The organism is Streptomyces sp. NBC_00306, assembly GCF_036169555.1.
Lineage (GTDB): Bacteria > Actinomycetota > Actinomycetes > Streptomycetales > Streptomycetaceae > Streptomyces > Streptomyces achmelvichensis.
Window position 1 is genome coordinate 1,403,707 of record NZ_CP108032.1, and the last position, 22,544, is coordinate 1,426,250.

The 22,544-nt window shown below is 70.9% G+C and carries 25 protein-coding genes; 12 read left to right on the top strand and 13 right to left on the bottom strand.

Features of this window, described 5'->3' with window-relative positions; translation table 11 throughout:
* Nucleotides 1-4: 4 nt before the first annotated feature.
* From OHA05_RS06260 to OHA05_RS06280, 5 genes are all read right to left on the bottom strand, one after another.
* On the bottom strand, nt 5-1,213 hold the full coding sequence (locus OHA05_RS06260; protein WP_328860021.1) for an acetylornithine transaminase: 1,209 nt from the start codon (nt 1,211-1,213) through the stop codon (nt 5-7).
* The gene (gene argB, locus OHA05_RS06265; protein WP_313947389.1) at nt 1,210-2,109 is read right to left on the bottom strand and encodes an acetylglutamate kinase; all 900 of its coding nucleotides are present in this window, start codon (nt 2,107-2,109) and stop codon (nt 1,210-1,212) included. Before argB ends, OHA05_RS06260 begins: the two co-directional genes overlap by 4 nt.
* Nucleotides 2,106-3,257 carry a bifunctional glutamate N-acetyltransferase/amino-acid acetyltransferase ArgJ gene (gene argJ / locus OHA05_RS06270; RefSeq protein WP_313947388.1) on the bottom strand — a complete coding sequence of 384 codons (1,152 nt, stop codon included), beginning with the start codon at nt 3,255-3,257 and terminating at the stop codon, nt 2,106-2,108. The genes argB and argJ overlap by 4 nt, the downstream gene beginning before the upstream one ends.
* 88 nt (nt 3,258-3,345) lie before the next feature.
* On the bottom strand, nt 3,346-4,374 hold the full coding sequence (argC, locus tag OHA05_RS06275) for an N-acetyl-gamma-glutamyl-phosphate reductase (protein ID WP_328860022.1): 1,029 nt from the start codon (nt 4,372-4,374) through the stop codon (nt 3,346-3,348).
* 80 nt (nt 4,375-4,454) lie between these two features.
* Complete coding sequence (locus OHA05_RS06280; protein WP_328860023.1) at nt 4,455-4,946, bottom strand: RrF2 family transcriptional regulator; 492 nt, start codon at nt 4,944-4,946, stop codon at nt 4,455-4,457.
* A 103-nt stretch (nt 4,947-5,049) separates the two neighbouring features.
* Between OHA05_RS06280 and OHA05_RS06285 the strand changes: the two genes are divergently transcribed.
* Nucleotides 5,050-5,799, top strand: coding sequence for an SDR family oxidoreductase (locus tag OHA05_RS06285; protein WP_328860024.1), 750 nt, complete (start codon nt 5,050-5,052; stop codon nt 5,797-5,799).
* A gap of 21 nt (nt 5,800-5,820) precedes the next feature.
* Here the strand turns inward: OHA05_RS06285 and OHA05_RS06290 are convergent, their stop codons facing one another.
* Nucleotides 5,821-6,225, bottom strand: a complete 405-nt coding sequence (locus tag OHA05_RS06290) for a DUF5997 family protein (protein ID WP_328860025.1) — start codon at nt 6,223-6,225, stop codon at nt 5,821-5,823.
* A gap of 58 nt (nt 6,226-6,283) precedes the next feature.
* Between OHA05_RS06290 and OHA05_RS06295 the strand changes: the two genes are divergently transcribed.
* Nucleotides 6,284-7,081: a LysR substrate-binding domain-containing protein gene (locus tag OHA05_RS06295; protein WP_328860026.1), complete on the top strand. Its 798-nt coding sequence runs from the start codon at nt 6,284-6,286 to the stop codon at nt 7,079-7,081.
* A 39-nt stretch (nt 7,082-7,120) separates the two neighbouring features.
* Here the strand turns inward: OHA05_RS06295 and OHA05_RS06300 are convergent, their stop codons facing one another.
* Nucleotides 7,121-7,492 carry a hypothetical protein gene (locus tag OHA05_RS06300; RefSeq protein ID WP_313947382.1) on the bottom strand — a complete coding sequence of 124 codons (372 nt, stop codon included), beginning with the start codon at nt 7,490-7,492 and terminating at the stop codon, nt 7,121-7,123.
* Nucleotides 7,489-9,267, bottom strand: coding sequence for an aa3-type cytochrome oxidase subunit I (gene ctaD / locus OHA05_RS06305; protein WP_313947381.1), 1,779 nt, complete (start codon nt 9,265-9,267; stop codon nt 7,489-7,491). Before ctaD ends, OHA05_RS06300 begins: the two co-directional genes overlap by 4 nt.
* Nucleotides 9,268-9,712: 445 nt before the next feature.
* Here ctaD and OHA05_RS06310 point away from each other — a divergent pair, with 445 nt between their 5' ends.
* Nucleotides 9,713-10,762 carry an alpha/beta fold hydrolase gene (locus OHA05_RS06310; RefSeq protein WP_328860027.1) on the top strand — a complete coding sequence of 350 codons (1,050 nt, stop codon included), beginning with the start codon at nt 9,713-9,715 and terminating at the stop codon, nt 10,760-10,762.
* Nucleotides 10,763-10,885: 123 nt separating this feature from the next.
* A complete protein-coding gene (locus OHA05_RS06315) occupies nt 10,886-11,341 on the top strand; it encodes a carboxymuconolactone decarboxylase family protein (protein ID WP_328860028.1) in 456 nt (151 codons plus the stop codon).
* Here OHA05_RS06315 and OHA05_RS06320 read toward each other — a convergent pair.
* Nucleotides 11,301-12,599 (bottom strand): MFS transporter, encoded by a 1,299-nt coding sequence (locus OHA05_RS06320; protein ID WP_328860029.1) that lies wholly within the window; start codon nt 12,597-12,599, stop codon nt 11,301-11,303. The two genes, OHA05_RS06315 and OHA05_RS06320, sit on opposite strands and share 41 nt — an antisense overlap.
* 56 nt (nt 12,600-12,655) lie before the next feature.
* Between OHA05_RS06320 and OHA05_RS06325 the strand changes: the two genes are divergently transcribed.
* The 4 genes from OHA05_RS06325 to OHA05_RS06340 all read left to right on the top strand — a co-directional run bounded on the left by OHA05_RS06325 (nt 12,656) and on the right by OHA05_RS06340 (nt 15,442).
* On the top strand, nt 12,656-13,228 hold the full coding sequence (locus OHA05_RS06325) for a CGNR zinc finger domain-containing protein (RefSeq protein WP_328860030.1): 573 nt from the start codon (nt 12,656-12,658) through the stop codon (nt 13,226-13,228).
* Between the two features lie 80 nt (nt 13,229-13,308).
* On the top strand, nt 13,309-13,662 hold the full coding sequence (locus OHA05_RS06330) for a YciI family protein (protein WP_328860031.1): 354 nt from the start codon (nt 13,309-13,311) through the stop codon (nt 13,660-13,662).
* Nucleotides 13,663-13,699: 37 nt separating this feature from the next.
* Nucleotides 13,700-14,935 (top strand): RNA polymerase sigma factor, encoded by a 1,236-nt coding sequence (locus OHA05_RS06335; protein ID WP_328860032.1) that lies wholly within the window; start codon nt 13,700-13,702, stop codon nt 14,933-14,935.
* A 99-nt stretch (nt 14,936-15,034) separates the two neighbouring features.
* The gene (locus OHA05_RS06340) at nt 15,035-15,442 is read left to right on the top strand and encodes a PPOX class F420-dependent oxidoreductase (protein WP_328860033.1); all 408 of its coding nucleotides are present in this window, start codon (nt 15,035-15,037) and stop codon (nt 15,440-15,442) included.
* Between the two features lie 427 nt (nt 15,443-15,869).
* Here the strand turns inward: OHA05_RS06340 and OHA05_RS06345 are convergent, their stop codons facing one another.
* Entirely contained in the window at nt 15,870-16,445 is a 576-nt protein-coding gene (locus OHA05_RS06345; RefSeq protein WP_313947372.1) for a histidine phosphatase family protein, read from the bottom strand.
* Nucleotides 16,446-16,539: 94 nt separating this feature from the next.
* Nucleotides 16,540-17,973: an aminotransferase-like domain-containing protein gene (locus OHA05_RS06350; RefSeq protein WP_328860034.1), complete on the bottom strand. Its 1,434-nt coding sequence runs from the start codon at nt 17,971-17,973 to the stop codon at nt 16,540-16,542.
* Between OHA05_RS06350 and OHA05_RS06355 the strand changes: the two genes are divergently transcribed.
* Both OHA05_RS06355 and OHA05_RS06360 read left to right on the top strand, forming a co-directional pair.
* A complete protein-coding gene (locus tag OHA05_RS06355) occupies nt 17,972-18,868 on the top strand; it encodes a DMT family transporter (protein WP_328860035.1) in 897 nt (298 codons plus the stop codon). The two genes, OHA05_RS06350 and OHA05_RS06355, sit on opposite strands and share 2 nt — an antisense overlap.
* Before the next feature lie 83 nt (nt 18,869-18,951).
* Nucleotides 18,952-19,143: a DUF1918 domain-containing protein gene (locus OHA05_RS06360; protein WP_313947369.1), complete on the top strand. Its 192-nt coding sequence runs from the start codon at nt 18,952-18,954 to the stop codon at nt 19,141-19,143.
* Nucleotides 19,144-19,182: 39 nt separating this feature from the next.
* On the opposite strand, the gene OHA05_RS06365 is transcribed toward OHA05_RS06360, so the two are convergent.
* Entirely contained in the window at nt 19,183-20,430 is a 1,248-nt protein-coding gene (locus tag OHA05_RS06365) for a glycoside hydrolase family 10 protein (protein WP_328860036.1), read from the bottom strand.
* A gap of 171 nt (nt 20,431-20,601) precedes the next feature.
* Between OHA05_RS06365 and OHA05_RS06370 the strand changes: the two genes are divergently transcribed.
* Complete coding sequence (locus OHA05_RS06370; RefSeq protein ID WP_313947367.1) at nt 20,602-21,462, top strand: 3-hydroxybutyryl-CoA dehydrogenase; 861 nt, start codon at nt 20,602-20,604, stop codon at nt 21,460-21,462.
* A 139-nt stretch (nt 21,463-21,601) separates the two neighbouring features.
* Nucleotides 21,602-21,859 carry a hypothetical protein gene (locus OHA05_RS06375; RefSeq protein WP_313947366.1) on the top strand — a complete coding sequence of 86 codons (258 nt, stop codon included), beginning with the start codon at nt 21,602-21,604 and terminating at the stop codon, nt 21,857-21,859.
* Between the two features lie 119 nt (nt 21,860-21,978).
* Here OHA05_RS06375 and OHA05_RS06380 read toward each other — a convergent pair whose 3' ends face one another.
* On the bottom strand, nt 21,979-22,509 hold the full coding sequence (locus OHA05_RS06380; protein ID WP_313947365.1) for an NUDIX hydrolase: 531 nt from the start codon (nt 22,507-22,509) through the stop codon (nt 21,979-21,981).
* Between the last annotated feature and the right edge of the window lie 35 nt (nt 22,510-22,544).

Below are 22,544 nucleotides of genomic sequence, written 5' to 3' on the forward strand. Positions count from 1 at the left end.
CGTCTCATTCTCCGGATCGTCCTTCCCCGCCTGCCGCGTCGAGAACACCGGGCAGTGCCCGGATGAACGCGTCCACATCGGCCTCGCCGATGGTCAGGGGCGGCATCAGCCGTACGACATCGGGGGCCGGGGCGTTCACCAGGAAACCGGCGCTCTGAGCCGCCTGCTGCACCTGGGGCGCGAGGGGCTCGTTGAGCACGATACCCAGCAACAGGCCCGCACCACGGACATGGGAGATCAGAGGATGGCCCGGCCGGTCCGCGGAGCCCTCGATTCCGTCGCGGATCCTCTCGCCGAGGCGCTTGACCTCGTCGAGGACTCCGTCGGCCGCCAGTGTGTTCAGGACGGCGAGACCCGCGGCGCAGGACACCGGGTTCCCGCCGAAGGTCGTACCGTGGTGACCGGGCTTGAGCAGGTCCGCGGCCTCACCGAAGACCACGGTCGCACCGAGCGGCAGACCTCCGCCGAGCCCCTTGGCGAGGGTGACGATGTCCGGCTCGACGCCCTGTTGGGCCTGGTGTTCGAACCAGTGGCCGGTGCGGCCGATGCCGGTCTGGACCTCGTCGAGGACGAGGAGCGTGCCGGTGGCCCGGGTGATCTCCCGGGCGGCCTCCAGATATCCCCTGGGCGGTACGACCACGCCGTTCTCGCCCTGGATCGGCTCGATGACGACGAGTGCGGTCTCCTGGGTGACGGCGGCCCGCAGCGCGTCCGCGTCGCCGTACGGGACGTGGGTGACATCGCCCGGGAGCGGCAGGAACGGCTCCCTCTTGCCCGGCTGGCCGGTGAGGGCGAGGGAGCCCATCGTCCGGCCGTGGAAGCCGCCGTCGGTGGCCACCATGTGCTGACGGCCCGTCAGGCGACCGATCTTGAAAGCGGCTTCGTTGGCCTCGGCGCCGGAGTTGCAGAAGAAGACGCGTCCGGGACGCCCGAAGAGCTGGATGAGGCGTTCGGCGAGCGCCAGCGGTGGCTCGGCGGTGTAGAGGTTGGAGACATGGCCGAGGGAGGAGATCTGCCGGGTCACGGCCTCAACGACGGCGGGGTGCGCGTGGCCGAGCGCGTTGACGGCGATGCCGCCGACGAAGTCGGTGTACGCCGTGCCGTCGGCGTCCCAGACCGTGGCGCCCTCTCCGCGGACCAGCGACAGCTGGGGCGTTCCGTAGTTGTCGGTCATCACGTCCCGCCACCGCTGGGCGAGTTCCTGGTTGGTCATGGTTCCCCCTGTCCGTCGGGCACGACCATCGTGCCGATGCCCGAGTCGGTGAAGATCTCCAGCAGGATCGAGTGCGGCACCCGGCCGTCGATGACGCGGGCGGTGTTGACACCGTTGCGAACGGCGAACAGGCAGCCCTCCATTTTGGGGACCATGCCGCTCGCGAGCTCCGGCAGCAGCTTCTCCAGCTGACCGGCGGTGAGTCTGCTGATCACCTCGTCGCTGTTGGGCCAGTCCTCGTAAAGACCCTCGACGTCGGTGAGGACCATCAGCGTTTCGGCACCCAGCGCCGCAGCGAGTGCCGCAGCCGCCGTATCAGCATTGACGTTGTAGACATGTCCGTCGTCCTGTGAGCGGGCGATCGAGGAGACGACCGGGATCCGGCCGTCGGCGAGGAGCGCCTCGATCGCGCCGGTGTCGATCGCGGTGATCTCGCCGACGCGTCCGATGTCGACCAGTTCGCCGTCGATCGTGGGCCGGTGCTTGGTGGCGGTGATGGTGTGGGCGTCCTCGCCGGTGAGGCCGACGGCGAGCGGACCGTGCTGGTTCAGCAGGCCGACGAGCTCGCGCTGGACCTGGCCGGACAGCACCATCCGTACGACGTCCATCGCCTCCGGCGTGGTGACCCGCAGACCCGCCTTGAACTCGCTGACCAGCCCGTGCCGGTCGAGCTGGGCGTTGATCTGGGGGCCGCCGCCGTGCACGACGACCGGTTTGAGGCCGGCCTGTCGCAGAAAGACGACGTCCTGGGCGAAGGCTGCCTTGAGGTCCTCGTCGACCATCGCGTTGCCGCCGAACTTCACGACGACGATCTTGCCGTTGTGCCGGGTCAGCCAGGGCAGGGCCTCGATGAGGATCTGCGCCTTCGGCAGCGCGGTGTGCTTGCGGGTGCTCATGACGAGTACGCGCTGTTCTCGTGGACGTAGTCGGCCGTCAGGTCGTTGGCCCAGATGACGGCGGACTCGGAGCCGGCGGAGAGGTCGGCGGTGATCCGCACCTCGCGGTAGCGCATGTCGACGAGGTCGCGGTCCTCGCCGACTCCGCCGTTCTTGCAGACCCACACGCCGTTGATGGCGACGTTCAGCCGGTCGGGCTCGAACGCGGCGCGGGTGGTGCCGATCGCCGAGAGCACCCGGCCCCAGTTGGGGTCCTCGCCGTGGATGGCGCACTTGAGCAGGTTGTTGCGCGCGATGGACCGGCCGACCTCGACGGCGTCGTCCTCGGTGGCGGCACCGGTGACCTCGATACGGATGTCCTTGGAGGCGCCCTCGGCGTCACCGATGAGCTGACGGGCCAGGTCGCCGCAGACCGTGCGGACTCCCTCGGCGAACGCGTCGTACTCCGGCGCCGTCCCGGACGCGCCGGATGCCAGCAGCAGCACGGTGTCGTTGGTGGACATGCAGCCGTCGGAGTCGATCCGGTCGAAGGTGAGCCGGGTCGCGTCCCGCAGTGCCGTGTCGAGCGTGGAGCTGTCGAGGTCGGCGTCGGTGGTGAGCACCACGAGCATCGTGGCGAGCCCCGGCGCGAGCATGCCCGCGCCCTTCGCCATCCCGCCGACGCTCCAGCCCTCGCCCTCGTACACGGCGGTCTTGTGCACGGTGTCGGTCGTCTTGATCGCGATGGCCGCCTTTTCGCCACCGTGCTCACCGAGCTGTGCCGCGGCCTTCTCGATGCCCGGGAGGAGCTTGTCCATCGGCAGCAGGACACCGATGAGACCGGTGGAGGCCACCGCGACCTCGCCGGCGCTGTGGCCGAGGACGTCGGCCGCCTTCTCCGCGGTGGCGTGGGTGTCCTGGAAACCCTGTGGGCCCGTACAGGCGTTGGCGCCGCCGGAGTTGAGAACGACCGCGGTGACCTCACCGCCCTTGAGGACCTGCTCGGACCACAGGACGGGCGCGGCTTTGACGCGGTTGGAGGTGAAGACGCCCGCGGCGGCGCGACGCGGCCCGTTGTTGACCACGAGGGCCAGGTCCGGGTTGCCGCTCTCCTTGATCCCGGCCGCGATGCCCGCCGCCGTGAATCCCTTCGCTGCCGTGACGCTCACTGCTTCTCCTCGTTCGCTTCTCCGCCCGTGCGGCACGCGGACGCGGCTGCCGGGTCGCTCTGCAGCCGGCCGGCTGCGTGTCTGCCGCTCACGGAGCGACTCCCGTCAGGGAAAGACCGGTGTCCTCGGGAAGCCCGAGGGCGATGTTCATGCTCTGCACCGCACCGCCGGCGGTGCCCTTGGTGAGGTTGTCGATGGCGCTGATCGCGATGAGACGGCCGGCGGCCTCGTCGTACGCGACCTGGATCTGGACGGCGTTGGAGCCGTACACCGAGGCGGTGGCGGGCCACTGCCCCTCGGGGAGGAGGTGGACGAACGGCTCGTCCGCCAGGGCCTTCTCGTAGGCGGCCCGTACGTCATGGGCCGTGGTGCCCGGCTTCGCCTTGGCGGAGCAGGTGGCGAGAATGCCGCGGGGCATCGGCGCCAGGGTCGGGGTGAAGGAGACGGTGACCGGCTCGCCCGCGGCGGCGCTGAGATTCTGGATCATCTCGGGCGTGTGCCGGTGTCCGCCGCCGACGCCGTACGGGCTCATCGAGCCCATCACCTCGGAGCCCAGCAGATGCGCCTTGGGCGACTTGCCGGCACCGGAGGTCCCGGACGCCGCGGTGATCACGGCCTCGGGCTCGGCGAGTCCCGCTGCGTACGCGGGGAACAGCGCGAGCGACACGGCGGTGGGGTAGCACCCGGGCACCGCGATCCGCCGGGCACCGGCCAGCAGGGTGCGTGCCCCCGGCAGCTCGGGAAGCCCGTAGGGCCAGGTCCCCGCGTGCGGTGAGCCGTAGAACTTCTCCCAGTCGGCGGCGTCCACGAGCCGGAAGTCGGCGCCCATGTCGACGACGAGAACCTCGTTCCCGAGCTGCTCGGCGACCTCGGCGGACTGCCCGTGCGGGAGGGCGAGGAAGACGACGTCGTGCCCGGCCAGCACATCGGCGGTGGTGGGCTCGAGGACCCGCCCGGCGAGGGGCAGCAGGTGAGGCTGGAGTCCGCCGAGCCTTTGACCTGCGTTGGAGTGCCCGGTGAGCGCCCCGATCTCGACGTCGGGGTGGCCGAGAAGGAGACGCAGCAGTTCCCCGCCCGCGTATCCACTCGCTCCGGCCACTGCTGCGCGTACTGCCATCGGGTCCTCCTCGTCGATGGCATGACTATACGTATCACCGCAGCTTTATGCAAAGGATTCTGGTGATCAGCCGCTGCCCCTCAGCCGTCGGCACCCCTGTCCGCGTTGAGCCACGCACCGATCGTCGGCAGCGCTTCGGGTCCGCTGTCCCGCTCGACCGACCCCGCGAGGTCGGCCACCGAGACGCTCGCCAGCGACGCTCGCCAAGCAGCGTCCGCCGCACCCATCGCGCGGGCGATGGGACACGCCTTCGCGCACTCCTCCGGCGGCGTCCCGAACGGCCCCCGCTGACGGATCTCCGTGCACACGAACGCCGGGTTCGCCCCGTCGACCGCCTGCACCACGTCCAGGAGCGTGATCTCGCCGGCAGCCCTGGTCAGCACGTATCCACCCGTCTTGCCCTGCACGGACTTCACCAGACCCGCCCGGGACAGGGCCTGCATCTGCTTCGCCAGATAGCTGGGCGAGACGTCGTGCAGCTCCGCCAGACGCGCCGCCGGGACCGGCTCGGCCGCCGCGGTCAGCACCACGCAGCAGTGCAGCGCCCACTCCACGCCGCCGGACAGTTTCATGCACCCTCCAGTTGACTCGGACAAAGACTATCCGAGTAGTATCCCGGACATCGGTTATCCGAGTTTGCGCACACAGCGAACCTGTTCACGGAAGGACACCATCATGAAGATCACCGTCATCGGAGCCACCGGGCTGATCGGCTCGCAGCTCATCTCCAGGCTCTGCGACGCCGGACACGAGGTGACCCCCGCGTCCCTGTCGACCGGCGTCGACCTGCTCACCGGCGTAGGGCTCGACCAGGCGCTCGCGGGCGCGGACACGGTCGTCAACGTGACGAATTCGCCCACGTTCGACGAAGCCTCGCCGGACTTCTTCCGCACCACCATGGGGAATCTGCTGGCCGCCGGCGAGCGCGCGGGCGTCGGTCACCAGGTGATCCTGTCCATCGTGGGCGTCGACCTGGTGCCGCAGCTGGACTACTACCGCGCGAAGACGCTCCAGGAGGAGCTGCTCCGCAAGGGGCCCACGGCGTACTCGATCGTGCGCGCGACGCAGTTCTTCGAGTTCATGAACGCGGTCATGTCGTGGACCTCCGACGACCGGACGGTCCGGCTGCCGTCCACCCGTATCCAGCCCATCGCGGCGGCCGACGTCGTCGACGCCCTCGCCGGCGTCGCCACGGCCCCGCCGCTGGGCGGCTCGGTCGATGTCGCGGGTCCGGATGTCTTCACCCTCGACGAGCTCGGCCGCCTCACGCTCGCCGACCGGCAGGACGACCGCACCGTCGTCACCGACGAGCAGGCGGGCATGTTCTCCGCCACCGACGACGGCGTTCTTGTCCCGGGGCCCGGCGCCCGCCTGGCCGCAACCCACTACAAGGACTGGCTCAGCACCTCTCGCCCGTCCGTCTGACCGGCGATCGCCCGGAGAAGGTCAGGGACGCGGACCGCGAGACTGCTCGGCTCGCTCCGCGTTCTTCTCCTTGATGCGCACCGCTTCCTTGCGGACCTCGGCCTGAGTGGCACGTTCCTTCTGGAGCCACTCGGGAAGGTCCTCCTTCAGCGCGTCGATCTGCTCCGTGGTGAGCGCGTCGGTCACTCCGCCCCGGGCGAGACCCGCGATGGAGATGCCGAGCTTGGCCGCGACCACCGGCCGGGGGTGCGGGCCATTGCGCCGCAGCTCCTGCAGCCACTCGGGCGGGTCTGCCTGGAGGGCGTTCAGCTCGGTGCGCGAGACGACACCCTCCTGGAACTCGGTGGGGGTGGCCTCGAGGTACACACCCAGCTTCTTCGCCGCGGTCGCGGGCTTCATCGTCTGGGTGGTCTGGTGCGACGTCATGGTGACCAGGGTATCGAGCGTGTGCGCCCCCTCCGACCACGACCGGTAGCCTGGCCCGGTGACAGGCTCGGAAGCATCCCCTTCGTTCCGGCTGGCGTATGTCCCGGGAGTGACGCCCACGAAGTGGGTGCGGATCTGGAACGAGCGACTGCCCGACGTCCCCCTGACTCTCGTCGCGGTCTCCCCCGCCGAGGCCTTCGACGTGTTGCGCGGCGGCGGCGCCGACGCCGGGTTCGTGCGGCTGCCGGTCGACGGAGCGGACCTCAGCGCGATCCCCCTCTACACCGAGACGACCGTGGTCGTGGTCCCGAAGGACCACGTCGTGGCAGCGGTCGACGAGGTGTCCTCCGAGGATCTGGCCGACGAGATCGTGCTGCACCCCCTCGACGACACCCTCGACTGGGAGCAGCCGCCCGGCCGGCCCGCCTACGAGCGGCCCGCGACGACGGCGGACGCCATCGAGCTGGTGGCGGCCGGGGTGGGGCTGCTCGTCGTGCCGCAGTCACTGGCCCGTCTGCACCACCGCAAGGACCTCACGTACCGGCCGGTGTCCGGCACCCCCGAGTCGCGCATCGCGCTGTCGTGGCCGGAGGACCGGACCACCGATCTGGTGGAGGACTTCATCGGAATCGTCCGCGGGCGGACGGTCAACAGCTCCCGCGGTCGTACTCGGACACCGGCGGAGCCGAAGAACAAGCGCGCCGAGGCGGGAGACGCACGACGCAAGCCCGCGGCCAGGTCGGGCGGCGGCAGATCAGGCGGTACGTCGACGGGCAAGGGCCCGCGGAGCGGTTCCGGCGGCGCCAAGGGCGGGGCGAAGGGCAGCAAGCGCGGCAAGCCGCGCCGCCGTTCCTGACCCGACTCCCCGACCCTCCTCGCCGCTACCGCGAACTCCTCAGCCACGGACGGTCAGCAGCACCACGCACAGCCACAGAACCGCGAGGCCGGTGAGCGCGGCGACCACCCGGCACAGCAGACGCTGCCGCAGCGCGTCGTACCGCTCGCTGTACTCCGTGCGGAGCTCACCGGCGCGCGCCGTGACCGCTTCCAGCGCCTTCCGGGACACCGCGATGTGTTCCTCGGCGTACAGGCGCACGACCTCGTCGTACTGGGCGGTGGTCAGCCACGGCATACGTCCGGCGAACATCTCGGCCGACACCGCGGCTTCCCGCAGCCGGCTCTGGGCCAGCAGATAGCCCTCCACCTGCGAGATGCCGGCATCGATGTCGAGCGACGGCTGCTGCTGCCGCGACGGCCCGCCGGTCACGACCGGCCCTTGTCGTTCCCGTCGTCGTCACCCAGCGGCGACGCCACGCCCTCCCCGGGCTCGATGACATCCCGGCGGCCCTCGGCGTGTGCGGGATCGAGACTGGCGACTTCGGGGTGATGGAGGTCGAAGGCCGGTGATTCCGAGCGGATCCGCGGCAGGGTGATGAAGTTGTGCCGGGGCGGCGGGCAGGACGTGGCCCATTCGAGCGAGCGACCGAAGCCCCACGGGTCGTCGACCACGACCTTCTTGCCGTACTTGGAGGTCTTCCAGACGTTGTAGAGGAAGGGAAGGATCGACAGGCCCAGGACGAACGAGCTGATCGTGGAGATGGTGTTCAACCCGGTGAAGCCGTCGACGGCGAGATAGTCCGCGTACCGCCGCGGCATCCCCTCCGCGCCCAGCCAGTGCTGGACCAGGAACGTGCCGTGGAAGCCGAGGAACAGCGTCCAGAAGGTCATCTTGCCGAGCCGCTCGTCCAGCATCTTGCCGGTGAACTTCGGCCACCAGAAGTGGAAGCCGGCGAACATCGCGAACACCACCGTGCCGAACACGACGTAGTGGAAGTGCGCCACCACGAAGTACGAGTCGGAGACGTGGAAGTCCATCGGCGGCGAGGCCAGGATGACGCCGGTCAGACCACCGAACAGGAAGGTCACGAGAAACCCGATGGTCCACAGCATCGGTGTCTCGAAGGACAGTGAGCCCTTCCACATCGTGCCGATCCAGTTGAAGAACTTCACACCGGTGGGCACCGCGATCAGGAACGTCATGAACGCGAAGAAGGGTAGGAGTACTCCGCCCGTCACATACATGTGGTGCGCCCAGACCGTCACCGACAGACCGGCGATCGCGATCGTCGCACCCACGAGGCCGATGTAGCCGAAGATCGGCTTGCGGCTGAAGACCGGAATGATCTCCGTCACGATGCCGAAGAACGGCAGCGCGATGATGTACACCTCCGGATGGCCGAAGAACCAGAAGAGGTGTTGCCACAGCAGTGCTCCGCCGTTGGACGAATCGAAGATGTGGGCGCCGAACTTGCGGTCCGCCTCCAGCGCGAAGAGCGCGGCGGCGAGAACCGGGAAGGCGAACAGCACGAGCACAGCGGTCAGCAGCACGTTCCAGGTGAAGATCGGCATCCGGAACATCGTCATGCCGGGTGCGCGCATACAGATGATCGTGGTGATGAAATTGACCGCGCCGAGGATCGTGCCGAAGCCGGAGAAGGCCAGGCCCATGATCCAGAGGTCGGCGCCGATACCCGGCGAGCGGACCGCGTCCGACAGCGGGGAGTAGGCGAACCAGCCGAAGTCGGCCGCACCGTTCGGCGTGAGGAACCCACCCACCGCGATCGTCGAGCCGAAGAGGTACAGCCAGTACGCGAACATGTTCAGCCGCGGGAACGCCACATCGGGCGCGCCGATCTGCAGCGGCATGATCCAGTTCGTGAAACCGGCGAACAGCGGCGTCGCGAACATCAGCAGCATGATCGTGCCGTGCATCGTGAACGCCTGGTTGAACTGCTCGTTCGACATGATCTGCGTGCCCGGCCGGGCCAGCTCGGCGCGCATGAAGAGCGCCAGCACCCCGCCGATCAGGAAGAAGACGAACGACGTGGTGAGGTAGAGCGTGCCGATCGTCTTGTGGTCGGTGGTGGTCAGCCACGTCACCACCACTCTGCCGGACTGCTTGCGCCGCAGCGGCAGCTCGTCCTCGTACGCGTCGTCGTCCTTGGACAACACTTCGAGCTCAGGCCCGGACCCTGAAGCCACACGAACTCCCACTCAATCGGCAGCCTTCACCATGCACAGACCGCACCCCCTGAGCAGGCCGCAAATTTCCTCAAAGGCGCACGAAGCGCAATCTAGCGGGCTTACGTCCCGCCTACCTCCATGACATCCACGGGCCGGGCAGTGTCCGGGGCCGCGCGGTTGCCTTCCCACCGGGCCGCCGACCCCGCCGACTAGGCCCTGTTGCCCGCGCCGACCCGCTCGGGCACCGGCAACCGAGCCCTGATGGGGGCGGCCAGAGACCACCCGATCGGCGGCACCCACCGGGCTGCCGACGGCGCCCCGCTACCCACTGACGGCGGATGTGCCGCGGGCGTCACCCGGACGGGCGGCCCTCTTCACCCGCTTGCCTCGCGGGCCGCGCCGCGCCGGCCGTACTCGGAAACGCTGATGGTCCCCCAACCCGTAGCGCAGAAGAGGGAACAGCATGACCATGCCTTCCACCGCCGACCTCATACGCCGGCGCTTCCCGCACGTCTCCGCCGCCGTGCTCACCGTGGCGCTCTGCACCGTCGCGGTACCGGCCTGGGCCGACTCGGGCCCTGCCGGGACGACGGGCGGTGACACGGACGCAGGTGCCAGACCCACCGTGGTCCTGGTGCACGGCGCCTTCGCCGACGCCTCCGGCTGGAACGGGGTCATCGAACGTCTCCAGGCGGACGGCTACACGGTCCTCGCCCCGCCCAATCCCCTGCGCGGGCTGACCAGTGACTCCACCTACATCGCCAGTGTCCTGAAGAACATCAAGGGCCCGATCGTGCTCGCCGGCCACTCCTACGGCGGCGCGGTGATCAGCAGCGCGGCCGCCGGCAACCCGAACGTGAAGTCGCTGGTCTACGTCTCCGCCTTCATGCCGGACAAGGGCGAGGTCCTCGGACAGCTGGCCGCCAAGTTCCCGGGCAGCGAGCTGAACCCCGCACTGAGTCCGACGCCGTTCGAGACGGCGAGCGGCAAGGGCACCGATCTGTACATCCAGCCCGCCAAGTTCCACGACACATTCGCGGCCGACCTCCCGGCCAAGACCACCGCGGTGATGGCGGCGGCCCAACGCCCCATCGCCGCTTCGGCGTTCACGGACAAGGCCCCCGCCGCGGCCTGGCGGACCATTCCGTCATGGGCCCTGGTCGCCAAGCAGGACAAGAGCATCGCCCCCGACCTGGAGCGGTGGGAGGCCGAACGCGCCGGCTCGCACACGGTCGAGATCGACTCCTCCCACGTCGCGATGATCTCCCACCCCGATGCGGTCACCGACCTCATCCGCGACGCGGCCGGCTCCTCGTCGGCGTCTTCCTCGTCGGCCTCGTCGTCCGCGTCGGCCGGGAAGCCCGCGCTGGCCGACACGGGTTCCCGCTCACTGGCTCTGGCGGGGCTCGGTGCCGTGGCCGCCGCGGCCGTGCTCACCGGCGCGGGGCTCGTGCTGGTCACGCGCAAGCGGCGGGACACACCGTCCGACCCGGACGCGTCCACCGCGCGCTGACCTGCGGTGATCCTCTGGCCCGCAGCCCGTTCTCCGACCACGGAAAGTTTCTCTCCCGGACCGGTCACATCCGTACTCCCGGATCCGTCAGTGCGGTGACGACACCTACTGAGGAGAACGACGTTGCAGGCACGTATGAAGAACCCGGCCCAGGTCATCCCCTCCGCGATGCCCGCCATGCTCGATCTGCTCGGCGCCGCCAAGCAGGGGGGCGTTCCGCAGACCACGCTCGACCTCGTCCACCAGCGGGCCAGCCAGATCAACGGGTGCAGCTACTGCGTCGTCGGTGGTGTGGCGAGCGCCAAGAAGAACGGCGAGACCGATGAGCGGCTGCACGCCGTGGCGGCCTGGCGGGAGGCGCCGTTCTTCACCGACGACGAGCGGGCGGCACTGGCGCTGACCGAGGCCGTGACGCGGCTCAGCGACACGTCCGACCCGGTGCCGGACGCGATCTGGGACGCGGCCGCCGACCACTTCGACGAGAAGCAGCTCGCGTCGATCATCCTCATGATCGGCGTGACGAATCTCTTCAACCGGCTCAATGTGACGACTCGTCAGCCTGCCGGAGCGACCTGGTAGTCGGCGGCTGCGGGGCCCGGTCCGTGCCGGACGGCAAGGACCGGGCCCGCCCGGCAGCAGGCCCGGACGTCAGGGACGGACGGGATACGCGGGCGGCGCCGGGCCACCCGGCGAAGGCGGCCCCCGCGAGGAGGTGCACACCCGCCGCCGCGAGCAGCGCGCCGGTGAGCGACCGGGTGGCGAGGGGCCCGGCGAGTGCCGCGCCGACGGCGAAGCCGGTGAGTTTGAGGCTCGCCCCCGTGGTGAAGATCTGCCCGCGCAGCCGCTCGGGTGCCTCTCGGTGGCGTATCGCGAACAGGGCGGTCAGCTGGGGGCCTTCGCCGATGCCCGCCAGGACGACAGCGGTCAGGACGAACGCCGGCCGGCACGTCGCCGCGAGCGCCGGAGCGACGGCCAGGACGACCGTGCTCCCGACGAGGACCGTGTCCGCTCGCAGCCGTTCGGGCCTGCGGGCGAGCAGCGCGTTCGCCGCGAGCGCGGAGAGGGCGAGACCCGACAGCAGGAACGCCCCCTGGCCGGCCCGGCCGAAAGCCCGCTCCCCCAGCAGCGGAGCGCAGGCCACCAGCATTCCCGCACCCGCGCAGGAGATCACCGAGGTCGCCGTGGCGCGCGCCAGCGGCCGGCTCCGGGCGATCACCCGGAAACCGGCGGCGAGGCCGGCGGCCATCGTGGTGGGCGTCGCTGCGCGGTCCGGGCGACGGCCTGCGGGCAGGGCGAGGGCCGCCGGCAGCGCGAGACAGATCAGTACGGCGGACGCCACCACTCCGGGACGCGCGCCGGCCACGTGGGCCACCGCACCGGCCAGGGCCGGCCCGAGCAGGCCCGCGGCGTCGAAGGTCATCGCGTCGAGAGCGTTCGCCCGGGGCAGGCCGTGCGCGGCGACGACCCGCGGCAGCTGGGAGGTCCAGCCTCCGCCGAGGGCAGGGCACAACAGCCCGGCGCCGACCGCGATCAGCACGGTCAGGGCGATGGGCAGCGTGCCGAGGCACAGCGCGACGACGGCGAGGGCTGCGGCGTAGCCGGCGAGGGCCGCCGCCAGCAGTCGGCCCGGGCGGGTGGATCTGTCCAGCAGTACGCCGAGCAGCGGGCCGCCCAACGCCGCCGCGATGGTGATGCCCGCCAGGAGCGACGCGGCAGACGCGGCCGACCCCGTGACCGCGAGACCGGCGAGCAGCAGGGCGGGGCCGGCCATCTCGTCGCCCGTCCGCGCCGCCACCGCTCCCGCCGCGTACGTCCACAGTGCGTAACGCTTTTGCATGCGCTGGACGTTACGCAGGTAACTCAATCCTGCGCCAGGTGCGTTACATTCGAGGGGTGGAGCCTTCGAACAGCGACTGGTCGGCCCGGCATTCGGTGCAGGCCGTCGCCCTGCGGACCGCCGCCCTCGTCAACGCCTTGTCGCACGAGGGGGTTTCACCGCAGTCCGTGTCCGCGGTGCTGCGCGCACACGGCGAGGGCGACGCGGTGGAGCTCTCCGGGAGCGATGTCGAGGAGATGCGAGCGGCCGCGCTTCAGGTGCGGGAGGTCTTCGCCGCCGACGGGACCGACGAGGCGGCGGCTCGCCTCAACCGTCTGCTGTCCGTGAGCACCGGAGCGCTGCGCCTCACCTCGCACGGCGGCCGCTCCCCCTGGCATCCGCATCTGGACCGCGACGACGACGGCCCCTGGGGCGAGTGGCTGCTGGCGTCGTCCTGTCTCGCCCTGACCGTCCTGGTCTGGGACCGGCAGCGTCCGCCCGGCGGTGTGTGCGCCTCTCCCGCCTGCGGCAATGTCTTCCTCACACAGGGAAGCGGGCCGGCCCGCCGCTACTGCTCGCGTCGGTGCGCGACCCGCGAACGGGTGGCCGCCCACCGTCGGGCGAAAAAGATTCCGGAACCGGCGCGGTGAGATGTCGAAACGGCGAAAGGCCGTTCGTGTAGAGGGTGAGAGGCGGGCGGCCGGCCCGCCGCACACCGAGGAGAGACACCATGAAGCAGTACCTGCTCAGCATCTACCAGCCCGACGGTGAGCCGCCCGGCCCCGAGATCCTGGAACCGATCATGCGGGACCTCGAGGCCGTCAACACGGAGATCAGGGAAGCCGGGGCGTGGGTCTTCTCCGGCGGTCTGTACCCGCCGAGCACCGCCACGGTGGTGCGGCTGAAGGACGACGACCTGCTCATGACGGACGGACCGTACATCGAGGGCAAGGAGCACATCGGCGGGTTCACGGTCATCCAGGCCCCCGATCTCGACGCCGCCCTGGAGTGGGGCCGCAAGCTCGCCCGGGCGATCACGCTTCCCATCGAGGTCCGTCCCCTCCAGCACGGAAGCTGTGCCTAGTGCCTCGACCGGCCGACGCCCGCCGGGAGCGGCACTCGTGACCTCCGGCGGGCCCGAGGTGACCGGGGCGGTGATCGAGCGCCACTTCCGCGAGGAGTACGGGCGCGCGGTCGCCGTCCTGGCCCGGGTCTTCGGCGACATCGACATCGCCGAGGAAGCGGTCCAGGACGCGTTCACCACCGCGGTGCAGCGCTGGCCGGCAGCGGGGCTGCCGCCGAGTCCGGCCGGCTGGATCATCACGACGGCCCGCAACCGCGCGATCGACCGGCTCCGCCGGGAGTCCCGGCGTGAGGACCGGCACGCGCAGGCGGCTCTGCTGCACGCCCATGACGTACCGGCCGAGGAGGGTCCCGTGCGTGACGACCGGCTGCGCCTGATCTTCACCTGCTGCCACCCGGCACTCGCGCCGGCGTCCCGCGTCGCGCTGACGCTGCGGCTCCTGGGCGGACTGACCACGGCCGAGATCGCCTCGGCGTTCCTCGTCACCGAACCGGCCATGGCGCAGCGCCTGGTGCGCGCCAAGGGCAAGATCCGGGACGCGGGCATTCCCTACCGCGTACCGCGTGACGCCGACCTGCCGGACCGGCTGCGGGCCGTCCTGGCGGTCGTGTACCTCGTCTTCAACGAGGGATACACGGCCACGTCGGGCGAGCAATTGGTCCGCGAGGACCTGTGCGCCGAGGCGATCCGGCTGGGCCGGCTGCTGGAACAGCTGATGCCGGACGAGCCGGAGGTCAAGGGACTGCTCGCGCTGATGCTGCTCATCGAGTCCCGCCGCCCGGCCCGGACGTCCCCGGCCGGGGATCTCGTGCGGCTGGCCGACCAGGACCGCGGGAGCTGGGACCGGGCCTTGATCGACGAGGGCCAGGCGCTCGTACGCCAGTGCCTTCGACGTGACCGGCCCGGGCCGTACCAGATCCAGGCCGCGATCCAGGCGGTGCACAGCGACGCCGCCGTCCCGGCCGCCACCGACTGGCGGCAGATCGTGCTGCTGTACGACCAGTTGCTGGCCCTGGCCCCCAACCCGGTGGTCGCGCTCAACCGCGCGGTCGCGGTGGCCGAGGTCGAGGGGCCGGAGACGGCGCTGGCCCTCGTCGACGCCGTGGACCTGGACGGCCACCGGCTCCACCACGCGATCCGCGCCGATCTGCTGCGCCGGCTGGGCCGCGACGTCGAGGCCCGCGCGGCGTACGAGAAGGCCATCGCGCGTACGGAGAACGCGAAGGAACGCGCGCTGCTGGAACGCAATCTCCGGGCGGTGTCGGGCGGTTGAGGTCCTGAGCACGGCTGGGCGTGTGCGTCAGGTTCGCTGCGGCCGGGTCTTCGCGGGCGGGTCTTCGCCGCCGCGCCCGTGATCAGTAGGCTCCCGATCATGTCCGCTTCCCTGAGCCCAAGCGCCCACGCGATACTCGACGCCCCCAACCCCGCGGTGCTCGCCACCGTCCAGCCCGACGGCAGCCCGCAGACCTCGGTCGTCTGGGTCGCCCGGGACGGCGACGACCTGGTCATCTCCTCCCAGGCCGGCCGCGTGAAGGACCGGAACATCGCGGCCGATCCACGGGTCAGCCTGACCGTCTACGACCGCGAGGACCCGCTGCGGTACCTGGAAGTGCGCGGGACCGCCACGATCACCGAGGACACCGAGCGCAGGCTGGCCGCCCGCCTGGCGGAGGAGTACGAGGGGAAGGGCGCCGGCGAGGAGTACCGGGAGCTGCCGCCGGAGGTCGTACGCATCGTCATCCGGATCACGCCGCGACGTGTGGTCGGCACGGCCGCCTAGAACGACCGGGGCCGGGCGGCTGGGGGCTGGTTGACCCAGGCTGGGCGACTCGGGTCCGAGCGGCTGCCTGCGCGGCCCGGGCCCGCGGGCTGGGTCCTGGGCGACCTGCCCGGTGCGGCTCGGGCCTGCGCGACCTGGATCTGGGCACCCCGTCCTGCGCGGCCTGCCCTGCGCGGGCCGGGTCCGGGCGACTTGGCCTGCGCGACCTGGATCTGGGCGACTTGGACCTGGGCGGCCCGGGCCTGGGCCACTCGGGTCCGAGCGGCTGCCCTGCGCGGCCCGGGCCTGCGGGCTGGGTTCTGGGCACCCCGTCCTGCGCGGCCTGTCCTGCGCGCCCCGGCTCCGGGTGACTTGAGGCTGAGGGCTGGGCACCTCGTCTGCGCGGCTTGTTCCGCGCTTCCGCAAGTCGCCGATCCGCGCCCCGGGCTCAGGCCGCCGTCTGGAGGCGCAGGCTCCAGCGGCCCGCGGTGCCCGCCAGGGTGACCGTCGACAGCGAGCGCACCTCCACGTTCCAGTACGACGTCGGCGGCGCCTGGAGGGCGTAGACCAGGGCCGCCCGGACCACCGACGGTTCGGCGACGGCGACGATCGTGCCGCCGTCCTCGGCCGGCCGGGTGTCCAGCCAGCCCCCTATCCGCGAGATGAAGGCGAGCAGTGACTCCCCGCCGTGCGGTGCGGAGCGCGGATCGCCGAGCCACGCGTCCACGGCGCCCGGATCCACGGCGGTCACCTCCGCGAGGGTGTATCCGCGCCAGCGGCCCATGTCGCAGTCGCGCAGGGCCGGCTGCGCCATGGGCGCGAAGCCGAGCGCCTGCGCCGTCGCACGGCTGCGGACCGTCGGCGAGCAGTACCGCAGCTCGGAAGCGTTGAGCTGCACCAGGGCATGCGCGGCGAGCTGCACCTCGTGCCAGCCGGCTTGGTCGAGCGGCCGGTCGTCGTCGAAGCGCTCGGCGAGCAGGGCGGAGCTGCGGGCGGCAGCCACCAGCGTGATCCGAACACTCATGGCGAGATGGTGAGCGGGAAAGCCGCGCAGGTCAAGAGGGGAAATGGACAGCCGCCCGCCGACCCCAAGCCTTTGCCCACAGCATGAAGAAAGGTCAGGTCAGCTCGTCGCAGGCGGTGCGCAGCCGGCGTACTCCCTCGGCGATCTCCGACGTTCCGGCCACCCCCGCGAAGCTCAACCGGAGGTACCCGGCGGGGGGTTCGGCACAGAAGTAGGGGCGGCCGGGGGCGAGTGCGACACCCGCGCGGAGGGCCGCGGAGAGCAGCGCGGACTCGTCCGCGCCGTCCGGCAGCCGCAGCCAGAGGTGGTAGCCGCCGGCGGGGATGTGCGGCAGGGACAATTCGGGCAGTCCGGCCCGCAGGGCCACCGCCATCGCCTCGCGGCGTGCCGTCAACTCGGTGGACACCGTGCGCAGATGACGACTCCAGGCCGGCGCTCCGACCAGTTCGAGGGCCGCCTCCTGGAGCGGGCGGGGCACGAAGAAGGTGTCGACGACGTGAATGGCCCGCAGGCGTTCCGACACGGGCCCGCGTGCCGCCAGCATGCCCACGCGCAGACTGGCCGAGGTCACCTTGGTCAGTGAGCTGACGTGGACGACGACACCGTCGTGGTCGTCGGCGGCGAGCGGGCTCGGCAGCGGACCGGCGTCGTCGTGGGCCATGCGGCGGGCGAAGTCGTCCTCGACGACGAAGGCTCCGGCCTCGCGCGCGATGCGCAGGACCTCGGGGCGGCGCTCGGCGGACAGCACGGCACCGGTCGGGTTCTGGAAGAGCGGCTGGCAGATGAAGAGCCGGGCGCCGGTGGCCCGGAACGCGGCGGCGAGCAGGTCCGGTCGCACGCCCTGCGCGTCCACGGGCACGGGAACCGGCCGCAGCCCGGCCGCGCGCGCGATGGCCAGCATGCCCGGATAGGTGGGCGATTCGACGAGGACGGGTGCTCCGGGCGGCGCGAGCGCCCGCAGGGCGGTGGTCAGCGCGGACTGTCCGCCCGCGGTGATCAGGACGTCCGCGGCCCCGATGCTGCCGCCGAGACCGCGGGCGAACCATTCGCGCAGCTCGGGCAGCCCGTCGGCGGGCGGCCGGCTCCAGGCGCCCGGGCGGCGTCCCGCGCGGGCCAGCGCGTCGGCCATCGCCCGCTCCGGCTGAAGCGACGGATGCAGATAGCCCCCGTTGAACTCGACGACACCCGGCGGCGGTGCGGCGAGGGTGGCGAGGACCCCTGAGGCGTCGACGGTGCGGGGCACGAGCTCGGTCGCGGCGTCGGCGCTGAGGGCGACCTCCTGCCAGGACGTGTCCCCGGGGGCGGGCGCGTGCGCGCGGGGCTCCGTCCGGAATGCCCCCGCGCCGGGGCGGGTGACGACCAGCCCTTCGGCCGCGAGCTGCGCGAGGGCGCGGGAGACGGTGACCGGGGAGACCCGAAAGCGCTCGACGAGCGCCCGGCTCGATGGCAGCTTCCCACCCGGCGAGTAGCGGTCGAGTTCTCGCTTCAGCACATTCGCCAGGTCAGCAACACTGCTACGCTCTTGCATGACAGTACAGGATAGCGCTACTCGCACGATGTCGATAGCGGTCGGTAACGGAACCCTCCTCGCCGCGCTGGGCGTCGTCGCCTTCTCCCTCACCTTTCCGTCCACGGCCTGGGGCCTCGAGTCGTTCGGCCCCTGGTCGCTGGTCGGGGTGCGCAGCGTGCTCGCCGCACTGATCGCGGGAGCCTTTCTGCTGGCGCTGCGCGTACCGCTTCCCGAGCGCCGCCACTGGGGCCCGCTGGCCGTCGTCGCAGGAGGTGTGGTCGTGGGCTTCCCGCTGCTGACCACGCTGGCCCTGCAGACCTCCACCACGTCCCATGCGGCCGTCGTGGTGGGTCTGCTGCCGCTCACCACCGCCGCCTTCGCCGCGGTCCGCACCGGGCGCCGCCCCTCCCGCACCTTCTGGCTGGCCGCTCTGGCCGGGGCGGCCGTGGTGATCGCGTTCACCGTCCAGCAGAGCGGCGGAGCGCTGCACACCGGCGATCTGTATCTGTTCGGCGCCCTGCTGGTCTGCGCCGCCGGATACACGGAGGGCGGCAGGCTCGCCCGGCAGATGCCCGGCTGGCAGGTGATCGGCTGGGCCCTGGTGTTCTGTCTGCCCCTGGCGCTGGCGGGCTCGGCCGTCGCGCTCGCCCACGAGCCGGTGCGGATGACGGCCCACGGGGTGATCGGTCTCCTGTGGGTCGCCGCCGGTTCGACCTTCTTCGGCCTGTACGTCTGGTACCGGGGCATGGCGTCGATCGGCATCGCCAAGGCGAGCCAGATCCAGCTGGCGCAGCCGCTGCTCACCCTCGTCTGGTCGGTGGGCCTGCTGGGTGAGGAGATCTCCCCCGCCGCACCGGTGGCCGCGGTCGCCGTCCTCGTCTGCATCGCCGTGACCCAGCGGGCCCGCAGCTGAGACGGGCCGGCAGCTGAGGGTGCAACTCCGGGACCCGGCCGTAAACTCGAACCAGAGACCACCCCTGCGAGGAGGTCACCACGATGCATGCCAACGTAGGCGACAAACTGCTCGTGCACGGCAGGACCGTGGGACAGCACGACCGGACCGCCGAAGTCGTCGAGGTGCTGGGACAGAAGGGCACGCCGCCCTACCGCGTCCGCTACGACGACGGTCACGAGGCGCTCATGTCCCCCGGCCCCGACACCGTCGTCAAGCCGGACGAGCACGCCTGACGGGGCCGCCGCCCGAAAGCACGCCTGAGCCGCCGCCGCTCAGCGCGGCGGCAGCACCCTGGTCGGATAGTGGTCGGCCACGACCCTGGCCATCGCCCCGATCCGATCCGTCATGACTTCCTTGGCCGAGAAGAAGCAGTGGCCGCGGACCCCGTTGTACGTCTTCGCCAGCGTGAGGTGGCGGGAGAGCTCGGCGGGGTCCTGCCACGGCGCGGGCTGAGCCGGGTCGCCCGCCTTGTAGAGGGCCTCCCCGATCACGAGATCGACACCGGTGCCCCGGACGACGTCGTTCCACCAGGGCAGCAGCTTCGCGTAGTCGGCGGCGGCGAACCCGATGTTCCAGTAGACCTGCGGGGAGATGTAGTCGATCCAGCCCTCCTTCACCCAGCGGCGGGTGTCGGCGTGGAGGTCGTCGTAAGTCTGCACTCCGGCGCGGGTGTCCGAACCCAGCGGGTCGGTGGCGCCGTTGCGCCACACCGCGAAGGGGCTGATGCCGAAACCGACGCCCGGCCGTGTCTCCTTGATCCGTGCTGACATCTCCCTGACGAGCCGGTCGATGTTGTCGCGCCGCCAGGCGGCCTTGTCCGGGAAGCCCGCGCCGTACCGGGCGTAGGTCGCGTCGTCGTCGAAGACCTGGTCGACGACCGGATACGGATAGAAGTAGTCGTCGAAGTGGACGGCGTCGACGGCGTAGCGCTTCACGGCGTCGGTCATCGCGTCCTGGACGAAGGCGCGGACCTCGGGGATGCCGGGGTTGTAGTACAGCTTCCCGCCGTAGGGCAGGACCCAGTCCGGGTGGACGCGGGCCGGGTGGCCGGCGACCAGCCGGGACGGGTCGGTGTGAACCGCGACACGGTAGGGGTTGAACCAGGCGTGCAGTTCGAGTCCGCGAGCGTGGGCCTCGCGCACGGCGGTGCCGAGCGGGTCCCAGCCGGGGTCCTTGCCCTGGACGCCGGTGAGGTAGACCGACCAGGGCTCGTACGGCGACGGCCACAAGGCGTCCGCGCTCGGCCGGACCTGGAAGACGACGGTGTTCAGCCTGCGGGCGACCGCGGTGTCGAGATGGGCGAGAAGTTCGTCACGCTGCCGGCTCGCCGTGAGACCCGGACGTGAGGGCCAGTCACGGTTGGTGACGGTCGCCAGCCACGTGCCGCGGAACTCCGGCTCGGCGAGGGGCCGCGGGCGCCCCGGCCGCGGAGGAAAGGCTGCCGCGTCGCCCGCCGTCGCCATCGCGGCAAGCACGCTCACGGCCGTCGTCACGAAACCTCTTCTACCGATACGCCCCATTTGTCGCCCTCGGTGTCATCGTCGCCGGTGGTCGTTTCCGCACAGCATGCCCGCCCCTGACGGTCACGCACCTCCGCATCCGGAGTAACGTCGGGGCGTCGAGGCGGGCACCGGAACCATGCGGACGCTCCGCCGCACTGATTCAGCGAAAGGCACGAGGTGACGGACTCAATGGCCGACATTGCACGCGTCGGAGTGGTGGGCTGTGGCCAGATGGGCGCAGGCATCGCGGAGGTGTGCGCCCGCAGTGGGCTCGAGGTGAAGGTCGCCGAGACCACGGGCGAGGCCCTGGAGATCGGTCGTACCCGGCTGTACAACTCGCTGTCGAAAGCCGCCGAACGCGGCAAGATCAGCGAGGAGGAGCGGGATGCCACGCTGGAGCGTCTGAGCTTCACCACCGACCTCGGGGAGTTCGCCGACCGCGACCTCGTCATCGAGGCCGTCGTGGAGAACGAGCAGGTCAAGACCGAGATCTTCCAGATCCTCGACCAGGTCGTGACCCGCCAGGACGCCATCCTCGCCTCCAACACCTCCTCGATTCCGCTGGTCAAGCTGGCCGTCGCCACCTCGCGGCCCGACCAGGTCATCGGCATCCACTTCTTCAACCCGGCTCCGGTCCAGAAGCTGGTCGAGCTGATCCCCGCGCTCACCACCTCCGAGGAGACGATCAAGCGCTCCGAGGCCGTGGTCCAGCAGGTGCTCGACAAGCACGCCATCCGTGCCCAGGACCGCTCGGGCTTCGTGGTGAACGCGCTGCTCATCCCCTACCTGCTCTCCGCCATCCGGATGTTCGAGTCGGGCATCGCCAGCCGCGAGGACATCGACAACGGCATGGAGCTGGGCTGCGCCCACCCGATGGGCCCGTTGAAGCTCTCCGACCTGATCGGCCTGGACACCGTCGCGTCCGTCGCCGACTCGATGTACGCGGAGTTCAAGGAGCCCCTGTACGCGGCGCCGCCGCTGTTGCAGCGGATGGTGGACGCGGGGCGCCTCGGCCGTAAGACGGGCTCCGGCTTCTACCCGTACTCCTGATTCACACGGAGTGTGAGGGGCGTGCTCGCATATGCCGTGCGCACACGCTCCCGCCCTGTGACCACGGAGAGTTGACTCGGTTCCGCTCAGCCAAGGGTTCGCTGTACACGCCGTACACCTTCTGCAGAGGAGCCGATCCGTGACCACCGACCCAGATCACTTAGTGGTCGTCGAGGAGTTCGCCGAACTGCGCCGCAGCCTCGATGTCGGCCTCGCCCGGATCGACGGGCATCTTGCGCTGCTCGCGCAGCGCAACGACCAGATCGACCGGGAGCTGACCGATCTGGCCGCGCGCGTCGGGGCGTTGGAACATGCCAGGTGGCCGTTGCCGGCCGTGGCCGCACTGACGGCGCTCGGGGCGCTGGCGGTGGCGGTCTGGCAGGCGCTGGCCCGCTAGCCACGCCGGGAACGGGGGGTCGGCAGCCGTCGGCTCCCCGAGCCCGTCGAGGCCGTAGGCGCCGTCCGGGGCCCGTCGTGGCGAGTGCGGCTCCGGCTCCGGCTCCGGCTCCGGGAACGTCAGCCCAGCCGCAGATGGTGGAGCATCAGCAGCCCGGCCGCCATGTTGGCGGCCGGGACCTCACCGCGCGCCACCATGTCGGGCACGAGCTTCAGCGGGACCCACTCGCGCCGCGAGGATTCGAAGTCGTCCGCGGGGTGACCGGTGTACGTCGCGTCCTCGGCCCAGTAGAGATGGTGCCGGGCGTCGGTGAGGCCGTTCGACGGCTCCACGGTCATGAGGTGCTGGAGAGGGCCGGGACGCCACCCGGTCTCCTCCTCCATCTCGCGGGCCGCCGCGGTCTCGATGTCCTCGCCGTCCTCGACGACCCCCGCGGCGAGCTCCCAGCCCCAGGTGTCGGTGATGAACCGGTGCCGCCAGAGCATCAGCACCTCGTTGGCCGCGTTGACCGCCGTCGCCACGGCGACGGGCCTCAGCCGTATCAGGAAGTGATCGAGATGCCGGCCGTCGGGGAGAACGACGTCGGCCAGGTTGACCCTGAACCAACGGTTCTCATACACAGTTTGTTCGCTTAAGTTCGTCCACTGCACTTTTCTGCCACCTTCCGACAAGTAGATGGCAATAT